This is a genomic window from Tenacibaculum dicentrarchi (assembly GCF_964036635.1).
GTDB classification, from domain to species: Bacteria; Bacteroidota; Bacteroidia; order Flavobacteriales; family Flavobacteriaceae; genus Polaribacter; species Polaribacter dicentrarchi.
In genome coordinates this window covers 1,006,534-1,028,476 of record NZ_OZ038524.1, presented here as the reverse complement: position 1 = coordinate 1,028,476, position 21,943 = coordinate 1,006,534, and the positions used below count along the sequence as shown (strand labels likewise).

Sequence of the window (21,943 nt, the reverse complement as noted above, 5' to 3'; positions counted from 1 at the left end):
CTATACATTCGCGCCGATTTTGGTTTCTTATTCTTTTTGATCATCAGAATATAGAATTAAAAGGGAATTTGGTGTAAATCCAAAGCTGTCCCCGCAACTGTAAAACTTATTTAAAGGCATCATTAATAAAACCACTGTAGCAAAACTATGGGAAGGTAAATGATTGCTTGAGTTGAGTCAGGATACCTGCCTAAATCAAAAACATAATCTAAACTTTCGGGAATAAAAGTTAAAGTGTTCGACTGCCTATATTTTAGGCTTATGACCCTTCATTTTTATTTCTGAACAAATGAAATTCAATGAAATTCAAATTACTTTTTTCTTTTTTAATTAGCAGCAGTTTACTGATTGCTCAAAATTCAAAATCCGTTCAACTTTTAAATAAACAAAACGGGCTACCTATTGAGTTTTCCTCTATTATAAATAACAATTCTAAAAAAGGAACAAGCTCTAACAATAAAGGGATTTTCAAAATTACAGGAAACCCTAACGATGTTATTAACATCTCATATGTTGGCTACAAATCAACAAGTATTTTATTTAAAAAATTAGCCGATATTATTTATTTACACCCGCTATCGGTTCAATTACAAGGGGTCGAAATTTCGAGTACAAGAAAAAAATATGTTGAACTAAACAAGCTTCAATTAAAAAATTTAGACGCGCCATTAACAACCAATAGCGTGAGTTCTAAATTAATTAAAATTAGAAATACCAATGATTTAGGGACTGCTGTTAAAAGTGCTACAGGTGTTCGCCCGATAAACAGATACGGTGGTTTTCAAACTTTTAGAATACGAGGTTTTAACAATTTTGTTTTATTAAATGATGGTACAAGAGATGAACGTCATAATCTTTCTACAAGTGCGCCGAGTACTAATTTAGCCAATGTTGAGCGTATAGAAATACTTAAAGGACCTTCTGGTGTTATGTTTGGACACGCTGCTTTAGGCGGAATTATAAATATTATTCGTAAAAAACCAACTACGGATTTTTCTGCTGAATTTAATACTACCTATGGTTCTTTTAATACTTACGAAATGTCGGTAGGTATGGGAGGCCCTATTGATCAGAAATTAAGATATCGAGTAGATTTTGGTGTTTCTAAATCTGACGGTTGGAGAGATTTTGGCATCAATACAAATAACGCTTCTTTTGCGGTTAATTATACACCGACCAAGAAAGATGTTTTAGATATTTCTTTCCAAGCCAATAATGATAAATATGATACTGACACAGGAATTCCTGTTGATAAAGACGGAAGCATTGTAAAAGCAATGGATGTTAAAACGCGATATAACGATCCTCAAGATTATCTGAAACACAAACGTTTTGACTTACAAATTAAGTACAAACATCAGTTTAATAAAAAATTAAAATTAACTAATAATTTTTCATGGTCTGATGATGATATTAATTATCTTTCAACAGAATGGCTGTCTTTTAATGCAGCAAAAGATTCAATAACTAGAGGGTTTCCTTTTTATTTTAACCACACCACTAATACCATTCAAAATCAATTAGATTTAAGCTATCAGTTTAAAACAGGAAAGGTAAAACACAAATCGTTGTTTGGTCAATCGGTAAGTATTTTAGAAAGAAAATCGTTTAGAGGAAGCGTTGTTGGTCCTGGTACATACACTACTATTTCTGTTCAAAATCCTATTCTGAACCAAGGGCATATAGAGGCTGTTGATCAAAAAGTACAGATAAGAGATGAATTTAATAGTGGTTTTTATTGGCAAAACTGGTCGAATATTTCTGATAATTTTAAAGCCTTAATTGGTATTCGCTACGATATTTTTAAAGGAAGATATGCTACCGATAAAATTAAAGCAAATAGAACCTTAATTAAAGCGGGCGACAGAACAGAAGTTCCTTCAACAGCTTTTAGTTATAGAGCTGGTTTGGTGTATCAGCCGCTTAAAAATATTAGTATTTTTTCTTCTTATTCTAATTATTTTAAACCTTCAAGAACTATTGCTCCTAACAGTGAAATTTTTGATCCTGAAAAAGGATATCAAATAGAAGGAGGGCTTAAATTTGAAAGAAATAACACTTTAAACATTAGCCTGTCTACCTTTTATATTTTAAAACACAATATTGTTGAAAAAAATAAAGTAAATCAATACCTTCAAATTGGAGAAGCTGATTCCAAAGGTATCGAATTTGATTTAGAATACACTCCTATAAAAAATGTTTATCTTAAAGCTGGCTATGCTTTTACAGAAGCTAAATTAGGTGCTTACGGAGCAGCTAATTCACAGGTTAAAAAGGCAGGAAATACCTTACCTTTTACCCCTAAACATTTAGCAAATTTATGGGTTAATTATGAATTAGAAGACGGCTTAGGTTTTGGAATTGGAGGTAATTATACGAGTGATAATTATACAAATTCTGACAATTCATATACACTACCCTCTTATTTACTAATGGATGGCGCAATTTATTATCAAAAAAATAACGTCAGAATTGGTGTTAATATAAATAACATTACCAATAAATTATACTTTACAGATGCCATTTATGATTATCAGTTTTTCCCGGGCGCTGAAAGAAATTTCAAAATAAATTTAAGTTATAAAATTTAATATCAATTAAAAATTAGCGATTTACATCATTACTTAGGTATTTTATTTTTGATACTTTTTCTTGATTCGTTTTTATCAAGATTTGTAATGATGTACAAGCTTTTTTCTTTTTTATCCGAAACTGATTGCATAAAAACTCCTTTTCGATTCCATCTTTTAAATCAAAAAAAACAATACATTTGCAGCATATTCGGTTTCTTATTCTTTTTTTATCATCAGAATATAGAATTAAAAGGGAATTTGGTGTAAATCCAAAACTGTTCCCGCAACTGTAAGACTCAAGCAATATTTTATTAGTAAAAACCACTGTAGTTATAACTATGGGAAGGTAAATAAAATAGAGTTAAGTCAGGAGACCTGCCGTTTAAACATTAATTTATATTAACTCTCGGGTAAAGAGTTAGAAAATTGTTTTTTTATATTTTCTTTCCTTGCCTGCTTAATCTCATTTTTAAATGCAAAAATTGATTTTATGCAGTCTATGGATAATGTGTTTTTCATTATCTGTATTCTCACAAAACAACAAAAAAAACTCAGAAATAGAACTTTCTGAAATAATTATCAACTCTAAAAACGAAAAAAAATTAGGTACTCATAAGGTTTCTAAAATTTCGTTGCAATTACGACCAATAAATAGCGCTCACGATTTTTTAAAAACAGTACCAGGTTTATTTATAGCGCAACATGCTGGTGGCGGAAAAGCCGAACAAATATTTTTAAGAGGTTTTGATAACGACCATGGAACCGATTTTGCTGTTTTAGTTGATGATATTGGCGTTAATTTAAGTTCTCACGCACACGGACAAGGCTATGCAGATTTACATTTTTTAATTCCTGAAACTGTTCAAGCTGCCGATTATTATAAAGGACCTCATGAAACTTCATTAGGAAATTTTGCCGTTTCTGGAGCTGCTAAATTTTCATCAAAAGATAAAGTACATCGTAATTTTGTAAAGTTAGAATATGGTCAATACGATTTTGCTAGAGCTTTGGCAATGGTATCACTTATTGATAAAAACAATTCTTTAACTAAGAATGAAGAAAGTGCTTACATTGCTATTGAAGGAACTTATAATGACAGTTTTTTTGAAAGTGAACAAAGACTTAAAAGATTAAATACATTTACAAAATATACCGTTGCATTTTCTGATAATCATAAATTAAGAACATCAATTTCTACATTTAATAGTAATTGGAATGCTTCGGGTCAAATACCTTTAAGAGCTGTTAAAAGTGGATTAATAGATAGATTTGGAGCTATTGACGATAAAGAAGGTGGCGATACTGAAAGAATGCATTTTAACATGCAATTATCTTCTGATATTTCTGATAAAACACAGCTTACAAATCAGTTTTATTATGTTTCTAATAAGTACAATTTGTTTTCTAATTTTTCTTTTTATCAAAATAATCCTGTTAATGGTGATATGATTCATCAACAAGAAAATCGTAAAACATATACTTATAAAGGAAATATTTCAACTAAAAACATATTTCAAATACCAAATAGCACCACTACTTTTGGTTGGGAAATTCAACGTAACAATAACAATATTGGTTTAAATAATGCTATTGGACGTACCTTGTCAAATCCTATAAATGAATTTGATATTAAAGAAACAAACGTTGCTTTATTTTTAAAAGAAAGAATTCAAATAACTCCTAAGCTAACTGCTTTAGCAGGTCTTAGAGCTGATTATTTCGATTTTAATGTAACCGAAATAGTACCAGTTTCTCAACAAGGGAAAACAAATTCTATTAGAATAAGTCCGAAATTTAGTTTGTTTTATGATGCTACTAAAAACTTACAATTATATGCAAAAGCAAGTTCTGGTTTTCATTCAAACTACGCAAACGCAGCTATAAAAAACAAAGAAATTAATCCGTTACCTAAAGCTATCGGATACGATATTGGTACAGAATTTAAAATAGGAAAAAACTTTGTTGGTAACATTGCTACTTTTTATTTACAAAGTGATGCTGAATTTGTTTTTAGTCCTGATGGATTTGAATTTGAAAATAAAGGAAGATCGAAACGAATTGGTAGTGAAGCATCTTTTAGATATCAACCATTGCCTTATTTTTGGTTCGATACCGATTTAAATTATAGTTTTGGAACTTTATTAGATACTCCGAAAACTGAAAATAAAATTCCTAGTGCGCCTCGTTTTACTTCAACTGGTGGCGCTACTTTGCGTTTAAAAAATGGAATTAACACATCGTTACGTTATCGTTTTTTAGGAGAACGTCCTTTAATTAAAGACGAATCTGTAATTGCTGACAGTTATTTTATTGCAGATTTTGTTATCAACTACATAAGACCAAAATATCAAATAGGTTTATCCGTAGAAAATATTTTTAATACAGCATGGAGAGAAGCTTTTTTTTATGATTCGTCACAATTAAAAAACGAATTACAACCTATTGATGATATTCATTTTACACCAGGAACTCCTTTTTTATCAAAAGTAAGTTTCACTTATTTCTTTTAAATTATGGGAAAAGATATAGCTAATACAACGCATACATTTTTCTTTTGCGACGGAGGTTCTTGTCAAAAAGCAGGAAGCGAACAAGTAACAAGAACGGCAAGAGCTTACTTACGAAACAATAATCTTTGGGATAAAACGCATACAATTAAAACAAGATGTAACGGTAGATGTGAAGATGCTCCAACTTGTATTGTGTATCCTGGCGAGTTTTGGTATAAAGAATTAACACCTGAAAAAATTACTCCAATTATAAAGGCTCATATTAATAATGAGCCTTTTAATGAAGATGATTTATTATACAAAAAAGAATGGAATAAACTAGTTTCTAATAACGAAAGAGCGCCTATAAAACCAAAACCTTTCGAGTTAAAAAATGATGCTGAATTAGGAAATTGTTTTATTACTAAAGGTTTTAGCTCTGATCAATATTTATATCCTCTTTTCTTATATTTATCAGAAAATCCAAAAGGTGTAACACTTGCTATGGCTGATAAAAATATTATTTCTTTTGATAAAATAATTACAGTAAATTATTCAGATACACATACGCTTGAATTAAAAACTAAAACGGAAATCATAAAGTTAACAATTGCTGCAGTTCCTAAAGAAAATAAGGAATTACAACAATCAAAAATTTCTAGTACAGAATATTTTCATCAAAAAGAAACAGCACTCACAGGTATTCGTTTCAAAAATAAATTTGGTGAAATTTTAGGAAAAATAACTTTCGATTCCATAGAAAATAAAGCTTGGTTATATTGCACTAAAATTCAGTTACAAAACACCAACTTACATTTAAAATAATTATGAATAAACAACATGTTTCAATATTAGGTTTGGGCTGGTTAGGTTTACCGCTTGCTTTACAGTTACAAAAAAATGGATATACTGTTAATGGAAGTACCTCATCTGTAGAAAAACTAAAAACACTTGCTAAATATTCGTTTCATACTTGCAGAATAAGACTTGAAGCCGATAATATTATTGGTGATTGGGAATCTTTTATTACAGATACAAACATCCTTATTATTAATTTTCCGCCTAAAAGAATTGATAATATTGAAACAATTCATCCGAAGCAAATAGCGCAAATTATAGAACAAACTCCTAAATCAACAAAAGTTATTTTTGTGAGTTCTACTTCGGTATATCAAAACAATAATAATCTGATAAATGAAGCTGAAAAATGTGTTCCTGAAAAAGCATCTGGACACGCATTAATTAAAGCCGAAGAATTATTACAACAACATTTTGGTGATAATTTAACTATTTTACGTTTAGCGGGTTTAATCGGTGCGAAACGTCATCCTGGAAGATTTCTTGCCAATAAAAAGCAATTAAAAAACCCTAATGTACCTGTTAATTTAATTCATCAGAAAGATGTTATTAGTTTAATTGATACTATTTTAAATCAAAATTGTTTTGGTGAAATTATTAATGGTTGTGCAGATATACATCCGAAAAGAAAAGAATATTATGAAAATGCAGCTATCAAATTAAATATGCCTGCTCCTATTTTTGAAACAGCTAAAACATCAGAAGAACGTTTTAAAATAATTGATAATTCAAAATCAAAATCGTTATTAAATTTCACGTATCAATTTGCTAATCCTGAATGGATTTTTACAAGAGAACATTTACCTGAAATTTCGATTGTTGGCGCAGGTCCTGGAAATAAAAATCTACTAACTTTAAAAGCTTTTGAGGCGATTGAAACTGCGGAAATTATTTTACATGATAATTTAATTTCTGATGAAATATTAAACATCAATACACAAGCGGAACGTATTTATGTCGGTAGAAAATTTGGCGATAAAGAAGACCAACAAAGTCGTCAAGATAACATCAATTTATTGATGAAAAAACATTGTGAACAAGGTGATAAAGTCGTTCGCATAAAATCTGGCGACCCATATATTTATGGAAGAGCTGCCGAAGAGGTTCGTTTTTTAAAGAAACATAAACTTCCTTTTACAGTTGTCCCAGGGATTTCAGCTGTATTAGCAGCCGCTAGCGCAGTTGACATACCTATTACAGAAAGAAGAAAATCAAACGCCGTTTTAATTTGTACCGCACATACAGCAGATTATTCAACCGAACAATTGAAAGGAATTGCTGAAATGCTAAAAGCAGGAAATACATTAGCGCTGTATATGGGCTTAAAAAGTTTAGATAAATTAATTCCTAAATTGATAAGCATTTGTGGAGATTCTACAATTCCTATCAATGCTGTTTCTAATGTATCAAGAAATAATGAAGTATTACTTTCATCAACATTAGGAGAAATAGAAAACGATATAAAAAAACAACCACTACAAATGCCTGTAGTATTTTTAATAGGTGTAAAACCAATAAATTAAATCAATGAAAAAAGGAATTTTACTTTGCGGACATGGTAGCAGAACCAAAACAGGAACTGATGCTTTTAAACAATTAGTTGAAGCCTTACAGGCTCGTTATACTGATTATGAAGTGGATTATGGATTTTTAGAATTCAATCATCCTGTGTATGAAGCTTCTATTGAACGCATGTATCAAAAAGGAATTCGTGAAATTTATGCTTTGCCGATTATTCTTTTTGCAGGTTCTCATGCTAAAAATGATATTCCGTATGAAATGAATACCATACAGAGTTATTATAGCGATTTAACTATAAAAATGGGAAAACACCTTGGTGTAAATTCGTTTTTACTAGAATTGGCTCAAAAAAGAATTTTAGAAGAAGAAAGCAAACATCCTGTTATTGATAGAAAAGATGTTTGTTTAATGGTGGTTGGACGAGGAACTACAGATACTGATGCCAATTCTGATGTACACAAATTAGCGTGTATGTTAGGCGAAGGAATGGGTTTTGGTTTTACAACCGTTGCATATAGCGGAACGGCGTATCCGACGGTTACTAAAAGTTTAGAATTAACCAGTAAAATGGAATTTAAACGAACTATTGCGATTCCGTTTTTCTTTTTTACAGGAATTCTTTTAGAACGTATTTACAATCAAATTCGCACTTTTGATGAAACCTCTCCTTTTGAACATATTTATACTGATGCTTTTGGTAGCGATGAATTAATTTTAAAAGCTTTTGATGAACGTTTAGATGAAACCATCAACGGTACAGCAAATATGAATTGCCAATTGTGTAAATATCGAAAACAAATTGTTGGATTAGAAGATGAAGTTGGTAAAGAACAAGTTGGACATCATTTAGGTGTAAAAGGTGTTTTATTTGAAGAAGATGAAAAAGTTGGGCAAAAAAGTAATGTATTTACTAAAATTAAAAAAGGCTTAGGAATATGATAACGGGTACAATACACGGTGTTTCGTTAGGTACTGGTGATGCGGATTTAATTACCTTAAAAGGATTAAAAACCTTACAGCAAGCTGATAAAATATATTATCCTGGTTCATTATTTAAAGATGGTCGAAAAGTGAGTTATTCACGTACTATTTTAAATAATTACAATTTAGAGACTAATAAATTGGTCGGATTTTATCTAAAGATGGATTTAGAAAGAATTCAGGCTAAAGAGGTTTACGAAACTACTTTTCAACAAATTTTAAACGATTATAAAAATGGTTTATACATAGCTATTGTAAGCGAAGGTGATATTAGTACCTACAGCTCTTTTTCTTATCTATTAGAAAAAATTAAAGCTCATCAATTAAAAATAGATTTAATTCCAGGAATTACTTCTTACTTGCATTTATCATCAGAAAGTCAAATTCCTTTGTGTTTGCAAAATGAAAAAGTAACCGTTATTCCTCGCATCCAGAGTAAAGAAGAATTACAAGAAGCTATTGATAATTTTGACACCATAGTTTTAATGAAAATTATATCGGTTATTGATATAATTACCACTGTAATTGACACTCAAAAACATAGCGTCACCTATGCCGAACGCCTAGGAACTGACCAACAATTTATAACTAATAACTGGGATATAGCTAGTAAAAGAGAAACTCCTTATTTTTCTCTTATCATTATTAAAAAAATAAAAAAATGAAAATAACCGTTGCGGGATTAGGTCCTGGAGATATAGATTATATGTTACCCGTTGTTAAAAATGCGTTGCAAAAAGCGGATGTTGTTATTGGGTACGACTATTATTTTCAATTTGGAAAATCGTTATTTAAAGAAGATGCCGAATTAATTTCGATGCCTCTAGGAAAAGAAGAAGCAAGAGCTCACAAAGCTGTTGAAAAAGCAAACGAAGATAAATATGTAGTAGTTATTGGTTCTGGTGATGCCAGTATTTATGCAATGGCTGCGATTGTTTACGAAGTTGTATCTAAAGAAAATCATGATGATATTGAGTTAGAAACCTTACCTGGTGTTTCTGCTTTTTTAGCTGCTGGAAGTAAATTAGGTGCGCCGTTAGGTCACGATTTTTGTTGTATTTCATTATCTGATTTAATGACTCCTTGGAACAAAATAGAACAAAGAATTAAGGCTGCCGCAATGGGCGATTTTGTAACGAGTTTATACAATCCGAAAAGTAAAAAAAGACATTGGCAGTTAGGTCGATTACAAAAAATATTTTTAGAAAAACGCTCTCCTTCTACTCCTGTTGCAATTATTAGGCATGTAACTCGCCCTGAAGAAGAATGTAAAATTACCACTTTAGGCGAATTTAATCCTGAAGATGTAGATATGTTTTGTTTGGTGATGATTGGAAATTCGCAAACATATCGTTTTAAAGATTATTTAGTTACTCCTAGAGGATACTTAAATCGAAAACCACATACAGGAAAAGAAATTCAACAAGAAAGTTTTAGAATTGTTACCGAACATATTCAAGATTTACCTTTTACTGTTGCCGATAAATGGGCAATAACAAGAGTTATTCATACCACAGGAATTTTAGAAGATTTTAATCATTATTCAGCAACTCCAGAAGCGATTGAAAACTGGCATGAACATTTAAAAAATGGTGGTGAAATTGTAACAGATGTTACTATGGTTAAAGCAGGAATTACAAAGGCTTTCACTAAAGAATATGGAAATCAAATACATTGTTTATTAAATGATGAAGATGCGCAATTATTAGCAACTTCAGAAAATATTACACGTTCTCAAGCAGGAATTAGAAAAGCTATTGAAAAATATCCAAACGCTTTATATGTTGTTGGAAATGCTCCAACTGCTTTATTCGAAATTGTAGATCAAATAAGAGATAACGACAATTTTAAACCTGTTGGAGTTGTTGGTGTGCCTGTTGGTTTTGTAAATGTTTTAGAAGCTAAAGAACAATTGTCGCAAACAAAAAACACAAATTGGGTAGTTATAGAAGGAAACAGAGGCGGAAGTAATGTTGCTGCCGCTATTGTTAATGCTGCTTTTACATTACCTGAAGCTTCAATTTATTTTAAATCATAAATAATGAACAAATTTACTCCAGAAAATATTGAAACCCTTGAGCAAATAATACTTGCACGTAGAGATGTTAGAGGAAATCGGTTTTTAAATACGCCTATATCTAAAGAACATTTAGATAAAATTCTGTTTGCTGGAGTAAATGCGCCATCTGTTGGATTTTCTCAACCGTGGGAATTTGTGGTTATTAAAGATTTAAAAATCAGAAATAAAATTAAAGACAGTTTTTTTGAAGAAAACGAAAAAGCTAAAACTCTTTTTGAAGGTAAAAAAGCAGATGCTTACACACAATTAAAATTAGAGGGTATTGTAGAATCGGCATTAAATATTGCGGTTTTTTACAAACCAAGTGAACATCCTGTTTTAGGGCAAACTTCTATGAAAGAAGCAGGTGTTTATTCGGTGGTTTGTGCCATTCAAAATATGTGGTTGATGGCAAGGGCGTTAAATGTGGGTTTAGGTTGGGTTAGTATTTTAAATGCGAACAAAGTGAAAACTATTTTAAATGCGCCTAATGACAGACAATTAATTGGTTATTTGTGTTTAGGTCATGTAGATAAATTTTATGAGAACCCAGAATTAGAACGTTTAAAATGGGAAAAACGTAAGAACATTAACGATGTTGTTATTAAAGAATCTTATCAATAAATGAATAAAATTCAAAAACATATCGACTTTCATTTAATTGGAATCAGCAATCATCCTGTGCCAAAATTCAATGATGATGTCTTGGAATTAATTCAAAAAGCAAGCGTTTTTTCTGGCGGAAAACGTCATTATGAATTGGTAAGGTCATTTTTACCTAAAAACCATACTTGGATTGAAATTTCAGGTAAAATGGATTTTCTTATCAATCAATATAAAAAAATTGATACGACTATTGTAGTTTTCACCTCTGGAGATCCTTTTTTCTATGGTTTCGGAAATACGTTACAACGTTTATTACCAAACGCAAAATTAAAAGCAACACCTTATTTTAACAGCATTCAATTATTGTGTCATAAAACACAAACAAATTATAATGCTTTAAAATCGATATCTGTTCACGGTAGAGATTGGTCAGCTTTAGATGAAGCTTTAATCAATCAAAATGAATTAATTGGCGTATTAACAGATGCTAAAAAAACACCTTGTGAAATTGCAAAACGTTTGTTAAAATATGGTTTTGATAATTATTCAATAACCATTGGCGAGGCTTTAGATGGAAATGAAGAACATATTGAAACGCTTGATTTAGCAACTTGTACTAAAAAATTACATAACAATTTAAATTGTGTTTTATTAAAACAAATTACAAATAAAGATAAAACATTTGGTATTGCTGATACAGCTTTTATTCCTTTACCTAATCGGGCAAATATGATTACTAAAATGCCCATCCGATTGAGTACAATAAACGCTTTACAATTACAAAATAAAACTGTTTTTTGGGATATTGGAGCTTGTACAGGTTCGGTTGCTATTGAAGCAAAACAACATTTTCCACATTTAAAAATAGTCGCTTTTGAAAAACGAACTGTATGCGAAGATATAATTCAGCAAAATACAGAACGCTTCTCTACTCCTGGCATCGCTATTATTATTGATGATTTTTTTAACCTCAACTTACAAGAATTTCCAATTCCAGATGTCGTATTTATTGGCGGACACGGAGGTCGATTAAACGAATTAATTCATCTAATTCATCAATTAAACCCGAAAGCAAGGTTTGTTACAAACGCTGTAAAAGAAAACAGTACCAACATATTTATAAAAGAGCTCACTACACTAAACTACACGATAAATACAAGTGTTATTCAAGTAAACGAGCATAACAAAATTAGCATTCATTCAGCAGAAAAAATATAAATGAAAAAAATAGCCATTATAGCAGTTACTGAAAAAGGATTAGAAAAAGCCCTTATAATTCAGAAAGAATTTCCAAAATCATTAGTCATAACAACCTTACAATCTAGTAACGGGAATGTTTCGACTATTGCATCTATTTCAGACTATTTAACCGATAATTTTTCAAAATTAGATGGTATTTGTTTTGTAACCGCATTAGGTATTTGTGTACGTTTAATTGCACCATATATTCAAGATAAAAACACCGACCCTGCGGTTATTTCTGTGGATGATTTAGGTTTAAATGTACAATCAGTATTAAGCGGGCATAAAGGAGGTGCTAATAATTTTGCTTTAAAAGTTTCGGCTGTTTTAGGCGCAAATTCTGTAATATCAACATCTAGCGATGTACAAGAAATTTGGGCTTTAGATACTCTTGGAAATCAATTTGACTGGCAAACAGAAAGTTCTTTATCAATAACTAAAACAATGGCGTTGTTTGTAAACAATAAACCAACCGCTTTACTTTTAGATATTAAAGATAAAGGAACACAGCATTTAGAAAAAACAGCACCTAATTTTGTAACTGTTTTTTATGATGAAAAAAATATTGATTATACGCAATTTGAATTATTTATTACTGTTAGTTACAAAATATACGAAGCAAAAATTCCTAGTTTATTTTTAATTCCAAAAGTGCTTTCAGTTGGTTCGGGATGTTCGAAAGAATTAAATTTCACTGTTTTTCAAGAAACATTCAAAACTAAATTAGCTAACGAAGGATTCCATTTTTCAGCAATCAAAAATTTTGGTTCTATTGATATTAAAGCAAATCAGCAAGCGTATTTAGATTTTAGTGAAGTCAATAATATTCCTTTTAGCACGTTTACTTCGGATGAAATAAATAAGATCTCAATACCAAATCCTAGTGAAATGGTACAATCTAAAATTGGCGTTGCAGGAGTTTCAGAATCTTGTGCAATGTTATTATCAGAAAATAATGAGCTATTAGTTGAAAAGCAAAAAATTCATATTGAAAATAATGAAAAATTTACTTTTTCTGTTTCTTTAGATGCAAAAGCTGTTCGTAAAACTGCTGTTGCTATTATTGGTGCAGGTCCTGGTGATTCATCATTAATTACCGTAAAAGGAAAGGAATATTTAGAAGCAGCCGACTGTGTTTTATATGCAGGAAGTTTAATTCCTGAAGAAATGACAAATTGGTGTAAACCTTCTGCTGTGGTTCGAAATTCTGCAATGATGACTTTAGAAGAGCAAGTTTCATTAATGCAAGAACATTATAAAAAAGGAAATTCCATTGTGCGTTTACAATGTGGCGACCCTTCATTATACGGAGCAATTCAAGAACAAATGACCATTTTTGATGAGCTAAATATGGAGTATTTTATTGTTCCTGGAATTTCTTCATTTAGTGCTGCCGCAGCGGTTTTAAAATCAGAATTTACCATTCCTGAAGTAGTACAATCTATTGTATTAACTCGTGGAGAAGGAAAAACACCAATGCCATCAAAAGAAAGTATTTCTGCATTTGCTGCTACTAATTCAACAATGTGCATCTTTTTAAGTGCAGGAATTGCATCAAAAGTACAAGCGCAGTTATTAGAACATTTTGATGCCGATACTCCAGTTGCTGTGATGTACAGAATTACTTGGAAAGATGAAGAAATTTATCAAGGAAAATTAGAAAACCTTGCCGAAATTGTAAAAAATAGTAAAAAAACAAGAACTGTATTAATTGTTGTTGGTAGTGCTATTGGAGCACGTAAAAACAGATCACAATTATACAACCCAAAATGGAAACATATTTTTAGAACTAATAAGAAATTTGTAGTTACTGACTAATAAATAATCTATAAAATAATAAAAGATAAAAAATGATACTTGTATTTGGAGGAACAACAGAAGGTAAAAAAGTAGCAACCTTGCTTCAAGAAAAACTGATGCCTTTTGTTTATTCAACAAAAACAAGTATCTCTTTTAATGAAACAGAAATTGCGAGTTACAGATATGGTGCGTTAAATGAAATAGATTTAGAAAATTATCTAATCAAAAATAAAATTCAAATTATTATAAATGCCTCGCATCCTTTTGCAGAAATTTTGCACAAAACCATTGCTAAGGTGGCTAAAAATTTACAAATCCCTGTAATACGTTTTGCTAGAAAATTGCTACCTCAAACAAAACACGTATTAGTGTCTTATGTTAATTATTACGATAATGCCTTAGCAATTTTAAAAGAAAATCAAATATTATTAGCTTTAACGGGGGTACAATCTATCAAAAGGTTAAAACCTTGGTGGCTAAAAAACCTCACTTATTTTAGAATTTTAAACAGACCCGAATCTTTAGCAATTGCAACTGAAAGTAATTTCCCTAAAAATCAATTAATTTTAGAATTTCCTTCTTCTGATTTAGAAAAAGAAATTTCGATTATCAAAGAAAATAAAATTGATATCATTTTAACTAAAGAAACAGGCAACAGTGGTTTTTTACACACTAAAATTGAAGCTGCTTTAAAAACAAGTACACAAATAATAATTATCAAACAACCTGAAATTCCAAAATATTTTACGCAAGTTTTTAATGAAAATCAATTAATTACGGCATTATCTATTTTATCACCTCAAAAAAATTCAATAATATGAGTTTAAGAAAAGTACCAAAAGGCCCTTTACAAGATGGGTTTACAACAGGAACTTGTGCAACAGCTGCTGCAAAATCTGGGTTGATGGCTATTATTTATCAGAAAAAAAATGCTACCGTAAAAGTTCATTTACCTATTGATAAAATAATTGAAATTCCTATTCATCATTGTGAATTTACTCAAAATACAGCTAAATGTTCGGTTATTAAAGATGCTGGTGATGACCCTGATGTTACAAATGGTGCTGAAATTGGTTGTGTTTTAAAATTAACGGAGCAAAAAGGTATTCAGTTTTTTGCGGGAGAAGGCGTTGGAACTGTTACGCTTAAAGGTTTAGAATTAGCAATTGGTGAACCTGCAATTAATCCTGTTCCTCGAAAAATGATAAGCAATGCAATTCAAAAATTGTTACATGATTATGATTTAGAATGTGGCGTATCAGTTACAATTTATGTGACTGATGGAAAAAAATTAGCCAAGCGTACGCTTAATGAACGTGTTGGAATTATGAATGGATTATCTATTTTAGGAACAACAGGAATTGTAAAACCATATTCATCATCATCATATATTGCAAGTATTGAGCAAGGAATTGATGTTGCTATTGCAAATAATATTTCCGAATTAGTAATTAATTCAGGCGCAAGAAGTGAAAAGTTTTTATCTGATAATTTTAGTCATTTACCCGAATATGCTTTTATTCATTATGGAAACTGGATTGGTGAAACACTTACGAAAGTAAATCAATGTGCTATAAAAAAAGTTAGTATTGGAATTATGCTAGGAAAAGCAGTAAAATTAGCTGGCGGAATTACTGATACACATAGTTGTGTGTCTAGCTGGAATAAAGATTTCGTAGTAAAATTAGCGCAAGAAGTTGGTTTTTACGATGCTGATAAAATTAAAGAATTAAACATGGCTGGGCGGTTAATTGAGTTGTTTGAATTTGACCAAAATTCGCCATTTTTTCAATTATTATTAGCCCATTGTTACAAACACACCCATACAAAAATTAAAGAGGTTGATTTAAATATTTACCTAATTCATAAAAACGGAACACTTATTAAATACATTAAAAATGACAATAGTATCATTAGTTAGACCTTTAATGGCAGGAATTTTACATTCTTTTGAGCCTGATCATGTAACCGCAGTTTCAGTTTTAGCTACCGAAAATGCTATCAATAAACAAAAAGTGAGCTTTAAAACTGTTTTTAAAGCATCACAATGGGCATTTGGGCACTCTGTAACTTTATTACTTTTCGGAGGATTTGCACTGCTTTTTAAAAGTATGGCGACTTTATTTATACATGATATTTCTTTTTATGCCGAACTTGCCGTTGGTCCTATCATGATTTGGCTAGGAATTGTAGCCATCAAAAGAAATCATCAAATTAATGAGATGGTTAAAAACCATAAAAAAATTGAAGCTCACGAACACGATCTTTCTAATCCAATACATTTACACGGTACAAAAGGCGAAGAAATCGCAGTAAATCCAATGAATAAATCCTTTTGGATTGGAATGTTACACGGTTTAGCGGGTACAGGTGGTGCTTTAACATCGGCACTAGTTTTAAGTAGTGCTACCATAGGTGAAGCAATTCTTATACTTGCCGTAGAATCGGTAGGAATTATTGTAGCAATGGGGGTTTATAGTTATGTTTTAATTTATGTTATGAGTCGATTTTTAGAACGAAATTTAGCTATTTTTAAATGGATGAACGGCGTTGCGGGAGTTGCATCGGCAATTATCGGATTTGTATGGTTGTATAATAGTATTTCGGCTTTATAATGGAAAATAAAAAACAGCACCACTTCCCTTTTTCGGCAATCGTTGGGCAAGATAATTTTAAGTTAGCCTTAATTTTAAATTTAATTGACCCACTTATTGGCGGAGTATTGGCAATCGGCGATAAAGGAACAGGAAAAACTACTTTAATACGTTCATTAACCAACCTAATGGAAAATCAACAAAAACAACCTTTTGTTAATTTACCCATTGGTGTTTCTGAAGATAGACTTCTTGGAAGTATCGATTTAGAACAGTTAATAAACACTAAAAAAGAAGTTGTAAACCTCGGATTAATGGCACAAGCACATCAAGGTATTTTATATGTTGATGAAGTTAATTTATTACAAGATTATCTTACTGATATTTTATTAGATGCCGCAGCTTCTGGAAATTATTATTTAGAAAGAGAAGGAATTTCTCGTTATTTTGAAAGTCGATTTTGCTTAGTCGGTTCTATGAATCCTGAGGAAGGAAATTTAAGACCGCAACTAAAAGACCGTTTTGGTTTAAGTGTAAACGTTACAACTCCTACGGATGTAAAAATCCGTCAAAAAATAATTAAACAACGTTTTTTGTTTGATGATTCTCCAATTCCTTTTATCGATGCTTATAAAAGTAAAGATGCTGTTATTTCGAAGCAAATAATCAAGGCAAAAGAGGTATTATTATCGATAAAAATAACCGATGAAATTATTGAATATTGTAGTGAATTAGCCGTTTTACATCAAGTAGAAGGACTTCGTGCCGATATTTTATTAGTAAAAACTGCAAGAGCTTTTTCGGCTTATAAAAATGCTACTGAAATCACAAAAAAAGACGTAGATACTATTGCCGATTTCGTGTTAAATCATCGAAGTTTAAATAATGATGCGCCTAATCAACAAAATCCGCCTGATAATTCACCTGAAAACAAAGACGAACAACCTCCTGAAAATCCTTCTGAAACAAACGTATCAAAAGAAGAAACAATTTCATTTTTAATGCCGAAGAATAAATTTCAGAAGCAAAAAAACAGCACTAAAAACACCCAAGAAAACGGTGTTAATTCAATTAAAAATTCAGCAGGAAATATTACAATAACAGATACTAAAAAAACTGTTGGACAATATTTAGCAACCGATAAATTTGATTTAAAAACCAAACGAAAAAGTACATTTTTAAAACAGCATCATATTTTTTTAATAGATTCTAGCGGTTCTATGTTAAAAAATCAGATTATCGCTTATGCAAAAGGAAGTGTACATAAAATAGCCGAAAACTCTAAGAATCAAAACACACAATTTTCTATTATTTCGTTATTTAATGGAGATGCGCAATTAATTTTAAATCAAACTGCTGTTTTAGCTGATGTTGAAATAGCATTAAAAAATCTTAAAACAGGCGGAAAAACAAATTTCAGTGCAGGTTTTAAATTGATAAAAAGAAATTGTTCTAATATCGATTTTAATCATAATCTTCATATTATTACTGATGGAAAATTAAACGCAGAAAATAATTTAGAAGATACCGTATTATCTTTTCAAACCTATTGCAAAGGAATTGATAAAACACAAATTATTGATGCCGAAAAAGGAATTGTAAAAATTGGAGAAGCCAAAGAACTTGCAAACAGTATTAATGCTAATTATGAAATTTTAATTACTGAAAACCTATAAATTTTATTTTTTTGACCAAACAACTCATCATATCAGCGCCAAGTAGTAATGCAGGTAAAACAACGCTTACCTTAGGATTATTACGTTTATTCAAACGAAAAAATTACGCTATTCAACCTTTTAAAGTTGGTCCTGATTATATCGATCCTAAATTTCATCAATTAGCTTGTAACAAAATTGGTGTGAATTTAGATTTATTTATGATGCCTCAAAATGACATAAATAACAACTTACATTTTTACAGAAAAGATGCAGAAATTAATTGCATAGAAGGTGTTATGGGCTTATTTGATGGCGCAAAAAAAGACAAAGGTAGTACCGCCGAAATGGCTAAAAAGCTAAAAACACCCGTTTTAATGGTGATTGATGCCAAAGCGGTTGCTTATTCTGTTGCACCGTTAATTCAAGGTTTTGTTAATTTTGATAAAGAAGTTCAAATAATGGGCGTTGTTTTTAATCGTGTTAGTTCTGAAAGACATTATACCATGTTAAAAGAAGCCTGTAATGATATTGGTGTACAGTGTTTTGGTTATTTATCAAACTTAAAAAATATTGAAATTCCTTCAAGGCATTTAGGTTTAAATATTCAAGAAATTGAAAAGTTTGATTCTGTTATCAATCAAATTGCTGATGAGCTAGAAAAAACAGTCGATTGGAAAGCTATTTTAAAAGCATCCAAAGAAATTAAACAAGTAAGTGTTTCATCAGAAAAAATAATTCAGGCTAAAAAAATAAAATTTGCAGTAGCTAAAGATGAAGCTTTTAATTTTATGTATCCTCAAAGTATTTCAGCAATGGAAACATTAGGAACTGTTGAATTTTTCAGTCCTATAAAAGATGTTGAAATTCCTGATTGTGATTTTATATATTTTGCTGGAGGATATCCTGAATCGTATTTAAAAGAATTATCTTCTAACACAAAAATGCTTGCTAGTATTAAAAAATTCGCAGAAAATAACGGGCAAATTTATGCAGAATGTGGCGGAATGATGTACTTAGGAAAAACTATTATATCAGAAAATAATACCGCTTTTAAAATGGTAGGTATTTTTGATTTTGATGCTACAATTGCCCATAAAAAATTGCATTTAGGATATCGAATTTCTAAAATTAACCAGCATATTTTTAAAGGACACGAATTTCATTATTCGAGCTTAATAAATGATACTGAAATACCTATAAACGCAACAATTACAAATGCTAGAGATGGGAATACTACTACTAAAATTTATAAAAAAAATAAAGTAATGGCTTCTTATGTGCATCATTATTTTGGTACATCAGAAATACTTTTACAATTGATTAACGAAATAAATAATACTATATGAAAATTTACACAAGAAAAGGAGACAAAGGTACAACTGGCGTTTTTGGAGGAAAAAGAGAGTTTAAAAACTCAGCAAGAATTGAATGTATCGGAACTTTAGACGAAGTAAATTCTACCATAGGATTGATGCGTTCTAAATTAGGAAACGACCACGAATGGCAACCAAATTTACACCGTATTCAAAAAGATATGATGAATATGATGTCGCATTTAGCACGTCCGTCAGATTCTAAAAAAATAAATCCAAATCCTGAACCTAAAGATGGTGCTGATTTCTGTGAAGTTTGGATGGATGAAATGGAAGAAAATATCAGTTCTCCTTCTGATTATTTTTTATTGCCTGGAGGAAATGAAATATCGGCACTTTGTCACGTTTGTAGAACACAAATGAGAAGAGGTGAACGACAATTAGTTACCTTAATGCAAGAAGATCCTGAATGTGTACACGATTATATTATGAGTTATGTAAACAGAATGTCTGATTTATTTTTCACAATGGCAAGAGCCGAAATGGACAAACACGGTGTTGCTGAAGAAAAATGGAATCTATTTTTATACAAAAGAAAGAAGAAAGCAGCGACTAAATAATACATTAAAAAACTCATCAAACAAAATTTTAAAAAATGAATAAAAAGATACCAATTACCATAGTAACCGGATTTTTAGGAGTAGGAAAAACAACCTTAGTGCATAATATGTTAAAAAATGCCAATGGAAAACGCATCGCTGTTTTAGTCAATGAATTTGGTGAAGTTGATGTAGATGGACAATTAATTGCATCATCAGAATGTGATGATGATGGTTGTAACTTAATTCAATTACCTAACGGATGTATCTGTTGTACGGTTCAAGAAGAATTTTTACCATCGATGTTACAATTACTAGAGCGTAAAGATGAAATTGACCATATTGTTATTGAAACATCAGGTTTATCAATGCCTAAACCTTTAGTAAAAGCCGTAAACTGGCCAGACTTAAAGCCTCATATTACTATTGATGCCGTTATTACTGTAGTTGATGCTGTAGGAATTGCAACTGGCGAAATCTGCGATAGAGAACGTGTACAAAAACAACGTTTAACTGATGATTCTTTAGATCATGAAACACCTATTGAAGAATTATTTTTAGATCAATTATCTTGTGCCGATTTAGTTTTAGTTAGTAAAAGAGATTTAATTGATGATGAAAAATTTGAAGAAGTTACTAAAGTAATTATCGATAAAGCAAGACCAAATACTAAAATTGTTCCTGTTATAAATGGTGAATTAGATAATGCCTTATTATTAGGTGTTGGAGCTTCTGCGGAAGATGATTTAGAGAATCGTCATTCTATTCATGAAGAGCACCATAAATCAGGTAATCACCACCATCATAATGATGATATTAAAACAGTTTTATTAGAGTATTCTGAAACTTCTGATATTAAAGCATTGGTTAAAGACTTGAAAAAACTTGTTGAAGACCACGAAATTTACAGAATTAAAGGTTTTGTAAACATTCCTAATAAACCAATGCGTATGGTTTTACAAGGTGTAGGTTCTCGTTTCGATTATTATTTTGAAAGACTTTGGGGTGATAATGAAGAACGAAAAACAAGTTTAGTTGTTATTGGTAAAAATATTGAACTTACTAAAAATAACGAAGTAATTACTCATATTAACGCTCATTATCACACTCATTAATAGATGACAAATATTTTCGCAACAAAAAAACTAGAAAAAATAATCTATAAAAAAATTGAAGACAAGGGTTTAATTTATGAGAATGACCTTGGAAGTTGGAATGCTAATGTTTTTTATATTGCTAAAAAAAAGTGTATTCTTTTTGTTAATTCTGAGAGTTTTTTTTCTGTAATAATTCCTCGTTTCTCTGTGAAAGATATTAATAATCTTGATACATTATTTATTGAAAACTTACATCAGCAATTATTATTTGAAAAAATAGCGATTGATTATGACGTAATATCTTCAAAAATTGGGCAAATAGCATTTAATTCAACAAATAACAACAGAAAAAGTATTGGTATTCTTAATTATAATATTGAAAAGCTAAATTATTTTAAATATGAATATTATATTTTTAATTCTTCTGTAATCAGAGAAATGACAAATAAATTAAACAAAACCCCTTTTAAACAGTTAGATTGGAAAACTCCATATGAAAAAATGACTTCCTTATTAAACAACAATATTTAATTATAATATATCTAAAAAACTA

18 protein-coding genes and 2 riboswitches are annotated in these 21,943 nt (G+C 30.5%); all 18 genes read left to right on the top strand.

Annotated features, from left to right (window positions below):
* Window positions 1-3: 3 nt before the first annotated feature.
* A riboswitch (cobalamin riboswitch) is annotated at window positions 4-208 on the top strand.
* 91 nt (window positions 209-299) lie between these two features.
* Complete coding sequence (locus tag ABNT14_RS04675) at window positions 300-2,591, top strand: TonB-dependent siderophore receptor (RefSeq protein WP_101903416.1); 2,292 nt, start codon at window positions 300-302, stop codon at window positions 2,589-2,591.
* Window positions 2,592-2,765: 174 nt separating this feature from the next.
* Window positions 2,766-2,970: riboswitch (cobalamin riboswitch) on the top strand.
* A gap of 76 nt (window positions 2,971-3,046) precedes the next feature.
* Window positions 3,047-5,083: a TonB-dependent receptor gene (locus tag ABNT14_RS04670; RefSeq protein WP_101903417.1), complete on the top strand. Its 2,037-nt coding sequence runs from the start codon at window positions 3,047-3,049 to the stop codon at window positions 5,081-5,083.
* Between the two features lie 3 nt (window positions 5,084-5,086).
* Window positions 5,087-5,887, top strand: a complete 801-nt coding sequence (locus tag ABNT14_RS04665) for a (2Fe-2S) ferredoxin domain-containing protein (protein ID WP_101903418.1) — start codon at window positions 5,087-5,089, stop codon at window positions 5,885-5,887.
* Between the two features lie 2 nt (window positions 5,888-5,889).
* Entirely contained in the window at window positions 5,890-7,443 is a 1,554-nt protein-coding gene (gene cobA / locus ABNT14_RS04660) for a uroporphyrinogen-III C-methyltransferase (protein WP_101903419.1), read from the top strand.
* Between the two features lie 4 nt (window positions 7,444-7,447).
* Entirely contained in the window at window positions 7,448-8,380 is a 933-nt protein-coding gene (locus ABNT14_RS04655; protein ID WP_101903420.1) for a sirohydrochlorin chelatase, read from the top strand.
* Window positions 8,377-9,087: a precorrin-2 C(20)-methyltransferase gene (gene cobI / locus ABNT14_RS04650; protein ID WP_101903421.1), complete on the top strand. Its 711-nt coding sequence runs from the start codon at window positions 8,377-8,379 to the stop codon at window positions 9,085-9,087. The genes ABNT14_RS04655 and cobI overlap by 4 nt, the downstream gene beginning before the upstream one ends.
* Window positions 9,084-10,460, top strand: a complete 1,377-nt coding sequence (gene cobJ / locus ABNT14_RS04645; protein ID WP_101903422.1) for a precorrin-3B C(17)-methyltransferase — start codon at window positions 9,084-9,086, stop codon at window positions 10,458-10,460. Before cobI ends, cobJ begins: the two co-directional genes overlap by 4 nt.
* A 3-nt stretch (window positions 10,461-10,463) precedes the next feature.
* Complete coding sequence (gene bluB, locus ABNT14_RS04640) at window positions 10,464-11,105, top strand: 5,6-dimethylbenzimidazole synthase (protein ID WP_101903423.1); 642 nt, start codon at window positions 10,464-10,466, stop codon at window positions 11,103-11,105.
* Window positions 11,106-12,305, top strand: a complete 1,200-nt coding sequence (gene cbiE / locus ABNT14_RS04635) for a precorrin-6y C5,15-methyltransferase (decarboxylating) subunit CbiE (protein WP_101903424.1) — start codon at window positions 11,106-11,108, stop codon at window positions 12,303-12,305. It abuts the gene before it with no gap.
* Entirely contained in the window at window positions 12,306-14,147 is a 1,842-nt protein-coding gene (gene cobM / locus ABNT14_RS04630) for a precorrin-4 C(11)-methyltransferase (RefSeq protein WP_101903425.1), read from the top strand.
* Between the two features lie 32 nt (window positions 14,148-14,179).
* A complete protein-coding gene (locus ABNT14_RS04625) occupies window positions 14,180-14,950 on the top strand; it encodes a precorrin-6A/cobalt-precorrin-6A reductase (RefSeq protein WP_101903426.1) in 771 nt (256 codons plus the stop codon).
* Window positions 14,947-16,050 carry a cobalt-precorrin-5B (C(1))-methyltransferase CbiD gene (gene cbiD, locus ABNT14_RS04620; protein WP_101903427.1) on the top strand — a complete coding sequence of 368 codons (1,104 nt, stop codon included), beginning with the start codon at window positions 14,947-14,949 and terminating at the stop codon, window positions 16,048-16,050. Before ABNT14_RS04625 ends, cbiD begins: the two co-directional genes overlap by 4 nt.
* Window positions 16,028-16,744, top strand: a complete 717-nt coding sequence (locus tag ABNT14_RS04615) for a hypothetical protein (protein ID WP_101903428.1) — start codon at window positions 16,028-16,030, stop codon at window positions 16,742-16,744. The genes cbiD and ABNT14_RS04615 overlap by 23 nt, the downstream gene beginning before the upstream one ends.
* Window positions 16,744-18,399 (top strand): AAA family ATPase, encoded by a 1,656-nt coding sequence (locus ABNT14_RS04610; protein WP_101903429.1) that lies wholly within the window; start codon window positions 16,744-16,746, stop codon window positions 18,397-18,399. The genes ABNT14_RS04615 and ABNT14_RS04610 overlap by 1 nt, the downstream gene beginning before the upstream one ends.
* 11 nt (window positions 18,400-18,410) lie before the next feature.
* Window positions 18,411-19,727: a cobyrinate a,c-diamide synthase gene (locus ABNT14_RS04605; protein WP_159459556.1), complete on the top strand. Its 1,317-nt coding sequence runs from the start codon at window positions 18,411-18,413 to the stop codon at window positions 19,725-19,727.
* Window positions 19,724-20,314 carry a cob(I)yrinic acid a,c-diamide adenosyltransferase gene (locus ABNT14_RS04600; RefSeq protein ID WP_101903431.1) on the top strand — a complete coding sequence of 197 codons (591 nt, stop codon included), beginning with the start codon at window positions 19,724-19,726 and terminating at the stop codon, window positions 20,312-20,314. The genes ABNT14_RS04605 and ABNT14_RS04600 overlap by 4 nt, the downstream gene beginning before the upstream one ends.
* Window positions 20,315-20,349: 35 nt before the next feature.
* Window positions 20,350-21,408: a cobalamin biosynthesis protein CobW gene (gene cobW / locus ABNT14_RS04595; RefSeq protein ID WP_101903432.1), complete on the top strand. Its 1,059-nt coding sequence runs from the start codon at window positions 20,350-20,352 to the stop codon at window positions 21,406-21,408.
* A 3-nt stretch (window positions 21,409-21,411) separates the two neighbouring features.
* Window positions 21,412-21,921, top strand: coding sequence for a DUF6933 domain-containing protein (locus ABNT14_RS04590; protein WP_101903433.1), 510 nt, complete (start codon window positions 21,412-21,414; stop codon window positions 21,919-21,921).
* Window positions 21,922-21,943: the final 22 nt, after the last annotated feature.